This window comes from Streptomyces sp. NPDC051051, from assembly GCF_040682975.1.
Taxonomy (GTDB): domain Bacteria; phylum Actinomycetota; class Actinomycetes; order Streptomycetales; family Streptomycetaceae; genus Streptomyces.
In genome coordinates, this window is the sequence record NZ_JBFBCB010000041.1 from 14,607 (window position 1) to 29,502 (window position 14,896).

At 71.5% G+C, this 14,896-nt stretch carries 15 protein-coding genes; 3 read left to right on the plus strand and 12 right to left on the minus strand.

All coding sequences use genetic code 11. The annotated features are described in order from the left end of the window. Positions 1 to 69 precede the first annotated feature (69 nt). Positions 70 to 243 (plus strand): hypothetical protein, encoded by a 174-nt coding sequence (locus tag AB0N31_RS26940; RefSeq protein WP_366061017.1) that lies wholly within the window; start codon positions 70 to 72, stop codon positions 241 to 243. A gap of 45 nt (positions 244 to 288) precedes the next feature. Here AB0N31_RS26940 and AB0N31_RS26945 read toward each other — a convergent pair whose 3' ends face one another. Continuing rightward, positions 289 to 630, minus strand: a complete 342-nt coding sequence (locus AB0N31_RS26945) for a metal-sensitive transcriptional regulator (protein ID WP_366061018.1) — start codon at positions 628 to 630, stop codon at positions 289 to 291. Positions 631 to 854: 224 nt separating this feature from the next. Between AB0N31_RS26945 and AB0N31_RS26950 the strand changes: the two genes are divergently transcribed. Further along, positions 855 to 1,475: a DUF47 family protein gene (locus AB0N31_RS26950; protein ID WP_366061019.1), complete on the plus strand. Its 621-nt coding sequence runs from the start codon at positions 855 to 857 to the stop codon at positions 1,473 to 1,475. Between the two features lie 7 nt (positions 1,476 to 1,482). After that, positions 1,483 to 2,481, plus strand: coding sequence for an inorganic phosphate transporter (locus AB0N31_RS26955; RefSeq protein ID WP_366061020.1), 999 nt, complete (start codon positions 1,483 to 1,485; stop codon positions 2,479 to 2,481). Between the two features lie 169 nt (positions 2,482 to 2,650). Here the strand turns inward: AB0N31_RS26955 and pstB are convergent, their stop codons facing one another. From pstB to AB0N31_RS27010, 11 genes are all read right to left on the minus strand, one after another. Beyond that, positions 2,651 to 3,427: a phosphate ABC transporter ATP-binding protein PstB gene (gene pstB / locus AB0N31_RS26960; RefSeq protein ID WP_366061021.1), complete on the minus strand. Its 777-nt coding sequence runs from the start codon at positions 3,425 to 3,427 to the stop codon at positions 2,651 to 2,653. A 71-nt stretch (positions 3,428 to 3,498) separates the two neighbouring features. Continuing rightward, positions 3,499 to 4,560, minus strand: coding sequence for a phosphate ABC transporter permease PstA (gene pstA, locus AB0N31_RS26965; RefSeq protein WP_366061022.1), 1,062 nt, complete (start codon positions 4,558 to 4,560; stop codon positions 3,499 to 3,501). Then, entirely contained in the window at positions 4,557 to 5,567 is a 1,011-nt protein-coding gene (gene pstC, locus AB0N31_RS26970; protein WP_366061023.1) for a phosphate ABC transporter permease subunit PstC, read from the minus strand. The genes pstA and pstC overlap by 4 nt, the downstream gene beginning before the upstream one ends. 136 nt (positions 5,568 to 5,703) lie before the next feature. Continuing rightward, positions 5,704 to 6,840, minus strand: a complete 1,137-nt coding sequence (gene pstS, locus AB0N31_RS26975) for a phosphate ABC transporter substrate-binding protein PstS (RefSeq protein WP_366061024.1) — start codon at positions 6,838 to 6,840, stop codon at positions 5,704 to 5,706. Positions 6,841 to 7,114: 274 nt separating this feature from the next. Next, a complete protein-coding gene (locus tag AB0N31_RS26980) occupies positions 7,115 to 7,549 on the minus strand; it encodes an NUDIX hydrolase (protein ID WP_366061025.1) in 435 nt (144 codons plus the stop codon). 37 nt (positions 7,550 to 7,586) lie between these two features. Further along, on the minus strand, positions 7,587 to 8,717 hold the full coding sequence (locus AB0N31_RS26985; protein WP_366061026.1) for a CHAD domain-containing protein: 1,131 nt from the start codon (positions 8,715 to 8,717) through the stop codon (positions 7,587 to 7,589). Next, on the minus strand, positions 8,698 to 10,929 hold the full coding sequence (locus AB0N31_RS26990; RefSeq protein ID WP_366061027.1) for an RNA degradosome polyphosphate kinase: 2,232 nt from the start codon (positions 10,927 to 10,929) through the stop codon (positions 8,698 to 8,700). Before AB0N31_RS26990 ends, AB0N31_RS26985 begins: the two co-directional genes overlap by 20 nt. Positions 10,930 to 11,319: 390 nt before the next feature. Continuing rightward, a complete protein-coding gene (locus AB0N31_RS26995; RefSeq protein ID WP_366061028.1) occupies positions 11,320 to 12,306 on the minus strand; it encodes a hypothetical protein in 987 nt (328 codons plus the stop codon). After that, the gene (locus AB0N31_RS27000) at positions 12,303 to 13,370 is read right to left on the minus strand and encodes an ABC transporter permease (protein WP_366061029.1); all 1,068 of its coding nucleotides are present in this window, start codon (positions 13,368 to 13,370) and stop codon (positions 12,303 to 12,305) included. The genes AB0N31_RS26995 and AB0N31_RS27000 overlap by 4 nt, the downstream gene beginning before the upstream one ends. After that, complete coding sequence (locus tag AB0N31_RS27005) at positions 13,367 to 14,266, minus strand: ABC transporter ATP-binding protein (RefSeq protein ID WP_366061030.1); 900 nt, start codon at positions 14,264 to 14,266, stop codon at positions 13,367 to 13,369. The genes AB0N31_RS27000 and AB0N31_RS27005 overlap by 4 nt, the downstream gene beginning before the upstream one ends. Further along, positions 14,263 to 14,751, minus strand: coding sequence for a GntR family transcriptional regulator (locus AB0N31_RS27010; protein ID WP_366061031.1), 489 nt, complete (start codon positions 14,749 to 14,751; stop codon positions 14,263 to 14,265). Before AB0N31_RS27010 ends, AB0N31_RS27005 begins: the two co-directional genes overlap by 4 nt. Positions 14,752 to 14,896 lie beyond the last annotated feature (145 nt).

Consider the following 14,896-nt stretch of genomic DNA (forward strand, 5'->3'; position numbering starts at 1 on the left):
CGTCCGTGCCATGCGCGGCCTGTGCGCCGCTCCCTACTCTAGGAAGTCGGTGACGGCAGGGACGAGGTGATGCGCGTGGCTCCGGTCGGCGGTACGGCGGTACAGGACCACGTGGCCCTCGCCGAGATCGAACTGTGCGGAGAGCTGATCATCGCGGCGTCCGCCGCCGAGGAGCGGCTCAGCCTGGAGAGCATCGACGAGGTGCTCAGGGTGGCCGAGGAACGCGAGGCCCGCGCCGGCTGAGCGCGGGCCCCGCTCGGTGCCGAGGTGGCAGGGGCAGGGCCGGGGTCAGGTCCGCAGCAGGCGGGCGATGGCCTTCGTGGCCTCCTCGACCTTCGCGTCGATCTCGTCGCCGCCCTTGACGGCCGCGTCGGCGACGCAGTGGCGCAGGTGCTCCTCCAGCAGTTGCAGCGCGAAGGACTGCAGGGCCTTGGTGGAGGCGGACACCTGGGTGAGTATGTCGATGCAGTAGGTGTCCTCCTCGACCATGCGCTGGAGGCCCCGGATCTGCCCCTCGATGCGGCGCAGGCGCTTGAGGTGCTCGTCCTTCTGTTTGTGGTAACCGTGCACACCGCGGTCGTGGTCGGTCACGGCCTCTTCGGTGGCCGCCCCGGCCTCGGTGCTCGTCATGATGTCCTCCAGACATATACCCCTACTGGGTATATCGTACCGAACTTTGCGGGGTAGAGGGCCTGTGGTCGCGGCTGCCGACGGCCCCTGGAACGGACCGCCGGGCGGCCCCGCTGCCGGTCGCCGTGGTTCATGGGTGACACTGGTGGGCGGCCCATTAGCCGTGGCCGGATGATGCGCCTAGCATCAGCCTGACCGAAACCGATGCATCCTGAGGACCCCACGTGCGCTTTCGTCTGACCCCCAGGGAGACGAGCTTCTACGACATGTTCGCCGCGTCCGCGGACAACATCGTCACGGGCTCGAAACTCCTCATGGAACTGCTCGGGGCGGACACCGCCGGCCGGGCCGAGATCGCAGAGCGTATGCGGGCCGCGGAACACGCCGGTGACGACGCCACGCACGCGATCTTCCACCAGCTGAACTCCTCCTTCATCACGCCGTTCGACCGCGAGGACATCTACAACCTCGCGTCGTCCCTCGACGACATCATGGACTTCATGGAGGAGGCCGTCGACCTCGTCGTCCTCTACAACGTCGAGAAACTGCCCAAGGGCGTCGAGCAGCAGATCGAGGTGCTGGCGCGGGCTGCGGAGCTGACCGCCGAGGCCATGCCGAACCTGCGGACCATGTCCAACCTCACCGAGTACTGGATCGAGGTCAACCGGCTGGAGAACCAGGCCGACCAGATCCACCGCAAGCTGCTCGCCCACCTCTTCAACGGCAAGTACGAAGCGATCGAGGTGCTGAAGCTCAAGCAGATCGTGGACGTGCTGGAGGAGGCCGCGGACGCCTTCGAGCACGTGGCGAACACGGTGGAGACCATCGCGGTCAAGGAGTCCTGACCCCTCCATGGACACCTTCGCTCTGGTCGCGACCATCGCGGTCGCGCTCTTCTTCACGTACACCAACGGCTTCCACGACTCGGCGAACGCGATCGCGACGTCCGTGTCGACGCGGGCGCTGACGCCGCGGGCGGCACTGGCGATGGCCGCGGTGATGAACCTCGCCGGCGCCTTCCTCGGCTCCGGGGTCGCCAAGACCGTCAGCGAGGGGCTGATCGAGACGCCCGAGGGGTCGCAGGGGATGGGGATCCTCTTCGCGGCGCTGGTGGGGGCGATCACCTGGAACCTCGTCACCTGGTACTTCGGCCTGCCGTCCTCGTCCTCGCACGCGCTGTTCGGCGGCATGGTGGGCGCGGCGCTGGCCGGCGGGACCCAGGTGTACTGGAACGGGGTGCTGGACAAGGTCGTCATCCCGATGTTCGTGTCGCCGGTGGTCGGCCTGCTGGTCGGTTACCTGGTGATGACGGCGATCCTGTGGATCTTCCGGCGCGCCAACCCGCACAAGGCCAAGCGCGGTTTCCGCATCGCGCAGACCGTGTCGGCGGCCGGCATGGCGCTCGGCCACGGTCTCCAGGACGCGCAGAAGACGATGGGCATCGTGGTGATGGCGCTGGTCATCGCCGACGTCGAGGACTACGGCGACCCGATCCCGGTGTGGGTCAAGCTCGTGTGCGCCGTGATGCTGTCGCTCGGCACCTACGCGGGCGGCTGGCGCATCATGCGCACGCTCGGCCGGAAGATCATCGAGCTGGACCCCCCGCAGGGCTTCGCGGCCGAGACGACCGGCGCCTCGATCATGTTCGTCTCCGCGTTCCTCTTCAAGGCGCCGATCTCCACGACGCACGTGATCACCTCGGCGATCATGGGTGTGGGCGCGACCAAGCGGATCAACGCCGTGCGGTGGGGCGTCGCCAAGAACATCGTCCTCGGCTGGTTCATCACCATGCCGGCGGCGGCGGTCGTCGCGGCCTGTGCCTTCTGGGTCGTCGACCTGGCGTTCCTGTAGGACACGCGGAGCCCGCGGTGGGCAGGGCCGCGCGGACGGCGTCCGTCCGTGCCCCAGCCCGGCCCTTCGCGAGCAAACGCACGAGCCCGCCCCCCGGGAGCCAGGGGGCGGGCTCTTCTGCGTCCTCGCGGTGGCACCGCCATGCAGCACCGCGAGGGGCTTGGGTTCTCTAGCCGAAGCGGCCCGAGATGTAGTCCTCGGTGGCCTGCACCGACGGGTTGGAGAAGATGCGCTCCGTGTCGTCGATCTCGATCAGCCGGCCGGGCTGACCGACGGCCGCCAGGTTGAAGAAGGCCGTGCGGTCGGAGACGCGCGCCGCCTGCTGCATGTTGTGCGTGACGATGACGATCGTGAAGCGTTCCTTCAGCTCGCCGATCAGGTCCTCGATGGCGAGGGTGGAGATCGGGTCGAGCGCGGAGCAGGGCTCGTCCATCAGCAGGACGTTCGGCTCCACCGCGATCGCCCGCGCGATGCACAGACGCTGCTGCTGGCCGCCGGAGAGGCCCGAGCCCGGCTTGTTCAGGCGGTCCTTCACCTCGTTCCACAGGTTCGCGCCCCTGAGGGACTTCTCGACGACGTCCTGCAGTTCGCTCTTCTTGTAGTTGCCGTTCAGCCGCAGGCCCGCCGCCACGTTGTCGAAGATCGACATCGTGGGGAAGGGGTTCGGACGCTGGAACACCATGCCGACCTCGCGCCGCACCGACACCGGGTCGATGCCCTGGCCGTACAGGTCCTCGTCGTCGAGCATCACCTTGCCCTCGACGCGGCCACCGGAGGTGACCTCGTGCATGCGGTTCAGCGTGCGCAGGAACGTCGACTTGCCGCAGCCGGAGGGGCCGATGAACGCCGTCACCGAGCGCGGCTCGACGGTCATCGAGATGTCCTCGATCGCCTTGTGGGAGCCGTAGTACGCGGTCAGTCCGCTTACGTCGATTCGCTTGGCCATGTCTTCTACTTCACTTCCAAAAGTCCGGTGGGTCGCTGTGGTCCCGCGCGGCGGTAGCCGCAGATCGATGCTCAGCGACTGGTCTTCGGGGCCTTCCAGCGGGCGATGCCGCGAGCCACCAGGTTGAGGATCATCACAAAGGCGATCAGCGTGAGGGATGCCGCCCAGGCGCGGTCGTACGCCGCCTGCGAACCGGCGCTCTGCGCGTACTGCTGGTAGATGTACAACGGCAGCGACGCCTGCGCACCCTCGAAGGGGTTCGAGTTGATGAACGGGTTGCCGAAGACGAGGAGGAGGACGGGGGCGGTCTCACCGGCGATGCGGGCCACCGAGAGCATGACGCCGGTGATGATGCCGCCGATGGAGGTCGGCACGACCACCTTCAGGATCGTGCGCCACTTGGGGACGCCCAGGGCGAGGGAGGCCTCGCGCAGCTCGTTGGGGACGAGCTTGAGCATCTCCTCCGTCGAGCGTACGACGACCGGCATCATCAGGATGGCCAGGGCCAGCGAGCCCGCGAAGCCGAAGGGCTGCATGTCGAACATCAGCATGAGGCTGAGGATGAACAGGCCCGCGACGATCGACGGGATGCCCGTCATGACGTCCACGAAGAAGGTGACGGCGCGGGCGAGGTTGCCGCGCCCGTACTCCACCAGGTAGATCGCGGTGAGGATGCCGATCGGGGCGCCGATCACGGTGGCGAGGCCGACCTGCTCCAGGCTGCCGAGGATGGCGTGGTAGATGCCGCCGCCGGGCTCGGAGTCGGCGACGACGCCCATCGAGTGGGTCAGGAAGTAGCCGTCCAGGACCTTGGTGCCGCGCTCCACGGTCGCCCAGATCAGCGAGGCGAGCGGCACGACGGCGATCAGGAAGGAGACCCAGACGAGGGCGGTGGCGATGCGGTCCTTGGCCTGGCGGCGGCCCTCGACGCGGGCGGCGATGCCGTAGGTGGCCAGCAGGAAGAGGAGGCCGGCGATCAGGCCCCACTGGACGCGGCTGTCGAGGCCCCCGGCCAGGCCGATGGCCACGGCCAGGGCGATCGAGCCGCCCGCGATGGCCCACGGGGACCACTTCGGCAGGGTGGCGCCGCGCAGCGTGCTGGGGCGCTTGTCGTTGACGACGGCGTGGCTCATGCGTTGGCCCCCGAGTACTCCTTGCGGCGGGCGATGATCGCGCGGGCCGCGCCGTTCACCAGCAGCGTGATGACGAACAGGACGAGGCCGGAGGCGATGAGCGCGTCCCGGCCGAACTCGTTCGCCTCGTTGAACTTGCTGGCGATGTTCTGGGCGAAGGTGCCGCCGCCCGGGTTGAGCAGGCTGGCGTGGATGTCGAAGTCGGGGGAGAGGACCGTGGCGACGGCCATCGTCTCGCCGAGGGCACGGCCGAGACCGAGCATCGACGCGGAGATCACGCCGGAGCGGCCGAACGGCAGCACGGACATCCGGACGACCTCCCAGCGCGTGGCGCCGAGGGCCAGGGCGGCCTCCTCGTGCATCTGCGGGACCTGGCGGAAGACCTCGCGGCTGACGTTGGTGATGATCGGCAGGATCATGATCGCCAGCAGGATGCCGACGGTGAGCATCGAGCGCGGCGCGCCCTGGTCCCAGGAGAAGATCCCCGTCCAGCCCAGGTACTCGTCCAGCCAGCTGAAGAGGCCGTTCATGTGCGGGACGAGGATCAGGGCGCCCCACAGGCCGTACACGATGGACGGCACGGCGGCGAGCAGGTCGATCACGTACGAGATCGGGTTGCGCAGCTTGCGCGGGGCGTAGTGGGTGAGGAACAGCGCGATGGCGACGGCGATCGGGACCGCGAGGACCATGGCGACGATCGAGGAGACCACCGTGCCGAAGGCGAGGACGGCGATGCCGAACTCCGGCGGCACCAGGCCGGTGTTCCACTCGAAGGCGGTGAGGAAGTTCGCTTCGTCCTCGCTGATGGCCAGCGAGGCCCGGTAGGTGAGGAAGACCGCGATGGCGGCCATGATCGCGAGCAGCAGGATGCCCGACCCGCGGGAGAGACCGAGGAAGATCCGGTCACCGGGTCGGGTGGCGCCGCGCGCCGCGCGCTTCTGCTCGGCCGTGGCCGGCGGGGCCGTGGGTGGAGGTGCTTCGTCTGTCTTCTGCGTCGATATGTCCATGGGGTTCTCCGGTCTGCGGAGCCGCTCGTGGGTGGGCGGCTCGGGCGGGGCCGGGTATGCGTGCGGCCCCTGGCGGCGGTGCACCGGACGGTGCGGTCCGGGCCGGGCGGACCCGGCGCCGGACCGCACCTTCAGATCAGCTCAGGCCCTCGACGGTGGTGCGGACCTTGGTGATGATGGAGTCGGGGATCGGCGCGTAGTCGATGCCCGAGAGGATGCCCTGGCCCTGCTCGCTGGCCAGGTAGCGCAGGAAGGCCTTGGTGGCCGGCAGGGTGGCGGCCTTGTTGCCCTTGTCGCAGACGATCTCGTACGTCACCAGGGTGATCGGGTACGCGCCCTCGGCCTTGGAGGTGTAGTCGATCTTCAGCGCCAGGTCGTTGCCCGTGCCGACGACCTTGGCGGCCGCGACGGCCTTGGTGGCGCCCTCGGAGGAGGCCTTGACCGGGGCGGCGGCGCCCGTGTTCAGGGCCACGGTGCCGAGACCGTCCTTGGCGTACGACAGCTCCATGTAGCCGATGGCGCCGTTGGTCTGCTTGACGCCCTGCGCGACACCGGAGGAGCCGGAGGCGGACTGGCCGCCCTTGGCCTGCCAGGCCTTGCCGCCCTCGTACTTCCAGTCGTTCGGGGCGGCGGCGATCAGGTACTTGGTGAAGTTGTCCGTGGTGCCGGACTCGTCCGAGCGGTGGTACGGCTGGATCTGGAGGTCGGGAAGCTTCGCGCCCGGGTTCAGCTTCGCGATGGCCGCGTCGTTCCAGTTCTTGATCTTGCCGTCGAAGATCTTCGCCAGGGTCGGCGCGTCCAGGACGAGGTTCTCGACACCGGAGAGGTTGTACGCGACGGCGATCGGGCCGGCCACCATCGGCAGGTCGATGCCCTGGCCGCCGGTGCAGACCTCCTTGGAGGCGGTGACCTCTTCGGGCTTCAGCGCGGAGTCGGAGCCGGCGAAGGCGACCGTGCCCTGCGTGAACGCGGTGATGCCGGCGCCGGAACCGGAGCCCTTGTAGTTGACCTGGACCCCGTTGCAGGCCTGGGTGAAGTTCTTGACCCAGGCGTCGATCGCGTTCTTCTGCGCGGAGGAGCCGTCGGCGAGGAGCTGGCCCTTGGCGTCGTCACACTTGATGTCACTGGCGCCCGCGGCGGCGGAGCTGCTGTTGCCGCCGCCGCTGCTCTTGGAGCCGGTGTCGTCGGAGCCGCACGCCGTGAGGGCCAGGGCGCCGGAGACGGCGAGAGCACCGAGGGTGAGGGCCCGCCGGTTCATGCGCTGAAGCTTCACTTGAGGGAGATCCTTCCGAGAGCCGCCGTCCTGAATCCGGCGGCGTGCGAAGACTGGGCGGCACGAGCGCTTCCCTGGAGTCGCGCACCGCACCGGGTAAGGCCGAAATTAGGCAGAACAGGTGAAGCCGCCTACGGGCCCGAATGAACGCGGGGTGAACCCCTGAAGGCGGTGCGGTTAGGTCACGGAACGCTCACGCCGAGGACACAGGGTGATTCCGGCCGGGCGGGGGTCGCGCCCGGTACGGGGCGGTGGGCGGCGTGCCGGGCCGGGGCTATGCCCGGCGCAGGGCGGTGAGCAGCGCGTCCACGAGGGTGCGGTCCCTCGGCTCCGTGAGACGGGCGCGGGCGGCCGCCGGGGGCAGCCAGAGCACCCGGTCCACCTCGTCGTTCGGCGTGAAACGGCCGGCGCCGGCCTCGGCCGCCCAGTAGCGGACCTCTTTCGGACGGCCCTGGGCCAGGTAGCGGACCGTGGGCAGCCGGGGCCCCGGGTGCGCCGTGTGGCCGGTCTCCTCGGCCACCTCGCGGACGGCGCACGCCAGCCAGTCCTCGTCGTGCTTGAGCTTCCCCTTGGGGTGCGACCAGTCGTCGTACTTCGGTCGGTGGACCAGGCATACCTCCAGCTCACCGTCGATCGGCGACCGTCGCCACAGGACGCAGCCGGCTGCCCGCACGAGAGCCTCCTGTGATGTGCCGTCGGGATGGCTCACCGGTCACCGCCTCCTGGACGAATCGGGCCCTCGCGGGCTACGACGTGGTCGTGCCGACGGTCTGCTTCTGCCACGAACGCTGGAAGGCGTACCGGGCCGCCTCCACCTCGTGCCGCTGGTCCGCGTGCAGCACGCCCAGCGCGTACGCCGTCGCCGGGGCGATGCGGGGCGTGCGGGCCGCGTGGGCCGCCGCGGCCGCCGCCTCCGAGGCGTCGCGGTGGCGGTCGAGGGCCTGACCGGCCGAGAGCAGCCGGACGTCGGGCGGGCCGTCGTCGCCGTGCAGGACCTCCAGGGCGTACCGGTGCAGGCGCAGCAGGAGGCGGACCTGGTGCCAGGGCGCGTCCTGCGGGTGCGGGGCGGGGTCCGGGGACAGGCCGTGGATCAGCGCCTCCGCGTTGTACGGATGGCCGGCGGTCAGCAGGGGCAGCGCGGCGACCGCGTCCGCGAGGCGCTCCTCGGCCGCGGCGGCCAGGGGCCGCGGATCGGCGGTGGCGGCGTGCGGCGTGAGGGGAACCTCGCTGGCCAGGACGGCGACCTTGTCCGCGACGGCGTGGAAGCGGGAGGAACCGAGGGCCTGGAGGGCGGTGGAGTGGGCCCGGGTGCGGGCGAGGGTGAGCTGGCGGTCGAGGAGGGCTCCCGCCTTGGCCGCGCCCACGGTCAGGTTGCCGCGGTCGGGGGCGGTGCTCGCCGCTCTCGGCGGGGCGGTCCTTCGGGAGCCGGCCACGGGGACGGCCGTCGTCGCGGTGGCCGTGCCCGTCCCCGGCGTCAGGGCCTGGGGCGGTATCACCGTCGCCCCCGACAGCCGTTGCAGCGCGAGCAGCAGCCGCTCCAGGCGGGACGCGCAGGCGTGCTCCAGGGCCAGCGTGCCCGACACCCAGGCCAGTTCGGGGCGTATCTCCTCCGACCAGCCGGGGTCGAGCAGCGGGCGGAACGTGTGCAGGCTGCCGCTGATCCGGCGGGCCGAGCGGCGCAGGGCGCGCGTCGCGTCGACGGCGTCCGCCGTGCCGCCCGAGCCGTTCTGCCCGCCGCCGGTCTCCCGGTGCAGGCGCAGCGCGCGGAGGAACTCGGTGGCCTGACCCCGGAGATAGCCGGCCAGGACCTCCCCGGTCACGGGCGGGGCGGCGCGCCCGGCCGTGGAGTCCGTCAGGTCATGGTGTCGCTGTGCCACGCCGGCGCCTCCGGGCGTCTATGAGCATCTCCTGGACGTTGCGCAGGGGTTGGCCGTCCGCGTCGGTCGCGTGCCGCGTCCACTCGCCGTCCGGGCCGAGGTGCCAGGACGCGGTGGAGTCCGACATGCCGGTCTCCAGCAGCCGGTTCAGGGCCGCCCGGTGGGCCGGGTCGACGACCCTGACCAGGGCTTCGATGCGACGGTCGAGGTTGCGGTGCATCATGTCGGCGCTGCCGATCCACACCTCGGGTTCACCGCCGTTGCCGAAACCGAACACCCGGGAGTGCTCCAGGAAGCGGCCGAGGATCGAACGGACCCGGATGTTCTCCGACAGGCCCGGCACACCCGGTCGTACGGCGCAGATGCCGCGCACCCAGACGTCGACCGGGACACCGGCCTGGGACGCCCGGTAGAGGGCGTCGATGATCGCCTCGTCCACCATCGAGTTGACCTTGATGCGGACGTGGGCGGGGCGTCCGGCGCGGTGGTGCTGGACCTCCTTGTCGATGCGCGAGATCAGGCCGTCGCGCAGGGACTTGGGGGCGACCAGCAGCCGGCGGTAGGTCTCGCGGCGGGAGTAGCCGGAGAGCCGGTTGAAGAGGTCGGAGAGGTCCGCGCCGACCTGGGGGTCCGCGGTGAGCAGGCCGAGGTCCTCGTACAGCCGGGCCGTCTTCGGGTGGTAGTTGCCGGTGCCGACGTGGCTGTAGCGCCGCAGGGTCTCGCCCTCCTGGCGGACCACCAGGGACAGCTTGCAGTGGGTCTTCAGGCCGACCAGGCCGTAGACGACGTGGCAGCCGGCCTCCTCCAGCTTGCGCGCCCACTTGATGTTGGCGTGCTCGTCGAAGCGGGCCTTGATCTCGACCAGCACGAGGACCTGCTTGCCGGACTCGGCGGCGTCGATGAGCGCGTCGACTATCGGGGAGTCGCCGGAGGTCCGGTACAGGGTCTGCTTGATGGCGAGGACGTCCGGGTCGGCGGCCGCCTGTTCCAGGAAGGCCTGGACGGAGGTGGAGAAGCTGTCGTACGGGTGGTGCAGCAGCACGTCCCGGTTGCGCAGGGCCGCGAAGATGTCGGGCGCGGACGCCGACTCGACCTCGGCCAGGTCGCGGTGGACGCCCGCGATGAACTTGCGGTACTTCAGCTCGGGCCGGTCGAGGCCGTGGATGCGGAACAGGCCGGTGAGATCCAGGGGGCCCGGCAGCGGGTACACCTCGGCCTCGCCGATCTTCAGCTCGCGCACCAGCAGGTCGAGCACCTCGCGGTCGATGGACTCCTCGACCTCCAGGCGCACCGGCGGTCCGAAGCGGCGCCGCATGAGTTCCTTCTCCAGGGCCTGGAGGAGGTTCTCGGCGTCGTCCTCCTCGACCTCGAGGTCCTCGTTGCGGGTGAGGCGGAAGGCGTGGCTCTCCAGCACCTCCATGCCCGGGAACAGCTCCTCCAGGTGGGCGGCGATGACGTCCTCGACGGGGACGTACCGGCCCGGGGAGCACTCCAGGAAGCGGGACAGCAGCGGCGGCACCTTCACGCGCGCGAAGTGCTTGTGCCCGCTGACCGGGTTGCGCACGATCACCGCGAGGTTCAGGGAGAGACCCGAGATGTACGGGAAGGGGTGCGCCGGGTCGACCGCCAGGGGCGTCAGCACGGGGAAGATCTGGTGCCGGAACAGCGTGAAGAGGCGGGCCTGCTCCTTCTCCGTCAGCTCGTTCCAGCGGACCAGGTGGATGCCCTCCTCCGCGAGTGCGGGGGCGACGTCCTCGTGGTAGCAGGCGGCGTGCCGGGCCATCAGCTCGCGGGAGCGGGCCCAGATCATCTCCAGCACCTCGCGCGGCTGGAGGCCGGAGGCGGAGCGGGTGGCCACGCCGGTGGCGATGCGGCGCTTGAGTCCGGCCACCCGGACCATGAAGAACTCGTCGAGGTTGCTCGCGAAGATGGCGAGGAAGTTGGCCCGCTCGAGCAGGGGCGTGTTCGGGTCCTCGGCGAGCTCGAGGACCCGCTCGTTGAACGCCAGCCAGCTGCGCTCCCGGTCGAGGAAGCGGCCCTGCGGCAGTTGGGGCCCGTCGTACGGCGACTCCTCGTATCCGTCGAGGTCGGCGTCGATGTCGGGTTCCAGATCGGATACCGCGGCGGCCACCGTGTGCGGGCGGTGCGCGGCTATGGAGCCCACGGAGGGCTGCTCGTGCTGGACCTTGGCCTGGGCGTTCGACTGGCTCATAGACCCATTCTTCCGCGCCGACGGCGAGACGGGCGCGTCGGATCGTGCGCGGGGGAGCGCGGCGGCGTTCCCGTCGAGGAGTCTGTCCTCGGGGGGCGGCGAGGGCTCGGGCACGGCGGGGTTCATTGGCTGAGCGTCGCAAGGTCGTCTGAACCGGCGGTTACGGAGACATGGCGTGCGGGATATCGGGCGGCGGCTCGCGGGGGTGGGGCCGGGGAGGTGGCGGGGGTCGGGGAGGGGGAGGTGGCGGGGGTCGGGCTGTGGCCCGTACGCCCTACGTCTTCGGGTGGCCCCTAAGACTTCGGGTGGCCCCCACGATTTCGGGCCCCGTACGGCTCTCTCCCGGTGGAGGGACGTACAGGGCCCGTGGCGGTGGAGTCGCCGGGCGGGTCAGGCCGTGCGGCGGCGCAGGAGGCGGAAGGACACGACGGTGGCCGCGGCGGTGACGGCCAGGAGGATGCCGGTCTCCACCAGGTGGAGGGCCCAGAAGTGGGACTCGGGGTGGTAGGTGGCGTAAGAGCCGGTGACGCCGAGGTCGTCCAGGCAGCGCCGCGTCTCCTCGGCGGTGCCGTCGCAGCTCCAGTGGTTCACGTCCGGGGCGGGGCTGCCGTGGACCAGGGCGCCCCGGTCCACCTGCCAGGCGGTGTCCGGGACGTGGACCTCACCGGTCGCCGAGGTCCGGGTCAGGGCCGGCCACAGGGCGGCGCGGAAGTGCCCCAGGACGAGGGCGAGCAGCCAGGTCAGGACGACGGAGACGGCGAGCGCGGGCAGGGCGCGGCGCAGCAGGAGGGCGCTGAGCGCCCCCAGGGCGAGGGCGCACAGGGCGTACGCGACGGCGGCCGGGCCGAGCGCCACGAACACGCTGCCGTCCGTCCAGTCGGTGCCGATCAGGTCCCGGTCGGGTTCCCGGGCCCAGCGGAACACCAGGACCAGGACGGTGACGCCGAGCGTCACGGCGAGGGCGGGGACGGTGAGCTTGGCGGCCAGCCAGCGGGCCGGGGTGATGCTCTGCGACCAGGCGAGACGGGCGGTGCCGTTCTCCAGTTCCCGGCCGATCAGCCCGCCGCCCGCGAAGGCGGCGACGACGAGGAAGGAGTGGGCGGTGAGGGCGGCGATCCAGTCCATCGGCGCGCTGTGGCCGAGGGTGCCGAGGGAGGTGTCGCACCAGTCCCGGGCCGCGCGGTCGCAAGCCTCCTGCTCGGCGCGTGCCTGGCCGGCGGTGACCTCGGTGAGCCACACCAGCCAGCCGGTCAGGCCCAGCACGGCCAGAGCCCAGACGAGCAGGGCGGCGCGGTGCAGCCGCAGGGCGGTCCGGGCGACGCCCCAGCGGGCGCCGGCGGCCTCCCGGCGGACGCGCGCGGTGGCGAGGGCGGTCACGGGGAGGCCTCCTGGCGGACGGGGGCCGCGGTGCGGTGCGGGGTGCGGGCCGGGGAGGGCTTCGTGGCCGTGGACCGCCTGAGCAGGACGAACGCGGCGACGGTGAGGCCGGCGGCGACGGCCAGGACGAGGGCGGTCGTGGTCAGCTGGAGGGGCCAGTAGTGGGACTCGGGGTGGTACTCCGTGTAGAACCCGGTGGCGTCGAGCCTGGCGTACACCTCGGCGCAGCCCTTGACGAACGACGGCCCGCAGCCCGGATCGGCCACGTGCGCGCCGTCCGCGGTGACCAGGCCCGAGTCGACCTTGACGCCCTCCATGACGTAACCGGTGTCGAGGCCGGTGACGCGGGTGACGGACGGCCACAGATACGGCATGACCAGGTCGGCCGCGAACCTCAGGACGACGGTGAAGCCCAGTGCGGTGACCAGCGCGGGCAGGGTACGGCGCCACAGCAGGCCCGCGAGGGCGCCGGCGGCGAGGCCCGCCAGGGCGAGGGCGACCGTGGTGGGACCGTTCGCGTGCAGGGTGGGGGAGTCGTACCAGGTCTTGGACGTGTCGATGCGGTGCCGGTTCGCCGACCAGGCCAGGCGGTGCAGCCCCACCAGAAGGCCGGTGCCGACGGCGATCGGGACGGCGGGGGCGGCGATCTTGGCGGCCAGCCAGCGGGTCGGGGAGAGGCCCGTCGTCCAGGCGAGGTGGGCGGTGCCGCTCTCCAGCTCACGGCCCACGAGGGCGGCGCCGGCCCAGGCCGCGACGAGGAAGGGCAGCACGATCACGGCGAACGTCGTGTACGTGTACACGTCCCGGTACCGGATGATCGCGTCCTGGTCGTAGCCGCACGGTCCGTCGCCGACGCACGCGCGGTACTGCCGCCAGCCGTCGGCGGCCGCGTCACCGAGCGGGCCCCACATCGCGAGCAGGGCGAGGGCGAGGACGGCGACGAGACCGGCCCACACGGCCAGCCCGGGGCGGTGCAGGCGCAGCAGCCACGGCAGCAGACGGGGCGCCGGGGCGGAGCGCGCGGTGGCGGCCGGGGCGGGAGTGGGGGTGGTGGCGGCGGTCATACGGCGGCCTCCTCCGGGTGGGTGGGGACGAGGGGGGCCGCTTCGGGGTTGCGGAGGTAGGCGAGGACGAGGTCCTCCAGGGACGGTGCGGTGGGGCGCCAGTCGGCGGCGAGCGGGCCCGAGGGGCGCAGGAGGGCGGTGAACTGGCGGCCGGTCACGCGGGACTCGACGATCGTGTGCGCGGCGAGGTCACCTGCCTCCGCGGACGGGGCGGGTGCGCTCACGCGCGCGTGGGCGGCCAGCAGTTCGTCGATCTCCCCGGCCAGACGGACCCGGCCGCCCCCGATCAGCAGCAGGTGGTCGCAGGAGTCCTCCAGCTCGGCGACCACGTGCGAGGACATCACGATCGTGGTGCCGTGCTGCGCGGCCTGCGCCATCAGGGTGCCCATCAGCTCGTGCCGGGCCAGCGGGTCGAGGTCGGCCATCGGCTCGTCCAGGAGGAGCAGTTCCGGCCGCTTGCCGAGCGCCAGGGCGAGCGCGACACGGGTGCGCTGGCCGCCGGAGAGGGTGCGGATGCGGGCCCCGGGGTCCAGCTCGCCCGCGGAAACGATGCGCTCGGCGGTGGCGGCGTCCCAGCGCGCCGGGTTGAGGTCGGCACCCGACAGCAGCGTCTCGGCGACCGTGAGCTGCGGGTACAGCGGCTTGTCCTGGGCGACGTAACCGACACGCGCGCGTGCGGACGCCGGGTCCGTGCCGAGGACCGTGACCGATCCCTCGGAGGGCGCCAGCAGGCCGGCGGCGAGGGCGAGGAGCGTGGACTTGCCCGCGCCGTTGGGTCCGACGACGGCGCAGACGCGCCCGGCGGGCAGCCGGAACGCGCAGTCGCGCAGCGCCCAGCCGCCGCGTCGGCCGAAGCGCTTGCCGAGCGCGGTTGCCGCCATGGCGGTGTCGGTCATGAAGGGTCCCCCTGGGAGTGTTCGTGGTGGGTGGTGGCGTCGGTGCGGTCGGTGCGGTCGGTGCGGTCGGTGGCGCCGGGCTGCCGGTGGGCCTCCGCCTGCCCGTGGCCGTCCGCGAAGTGCTCGTCCAGTACGGCGGTGAAGAGCGCGCTCACGTCGTCCCGGTCGAGGCCCGCCCCGCGGGCCCGGTCCGCCCACTCGTCCAGCTCGGCGCGCAGGGGCGAGTCGGCGGGGGCGGTGCTCAGTCCGCGCCGGACGAAGGTGCCCAGACCGCGCCGGGCCTCGACGAGTCCGTCGCGCTCCAGTTCGCGGTAGGCCTTCAGGACGGTGTTGGGGTTGATGGCGGTGGCCTCGACCACCTCGCGGGCCGTCGGCAGCTTGTCGCCGGGGCGCAGCATGCCGAGGCGGAGGGCCTGTTTCGTCTGCTGGACGATCTGGACGTAGGTGGCCACGCCGCTGTGCCGGTCGATGCGGTATTCCACCACTCGACAACCACCCTTTCACTAATTGAGTAGTGAAAGGGTGGTGCAAGGTGCCGGGCATGTCAAGCGGAGCCTGTGCGCCTGTGCGCCTGTGGGTCGGTGGGTCGGTGGGTCGGCACGGAGCGGAGCCCGTGGGTCGGTGGGGAGA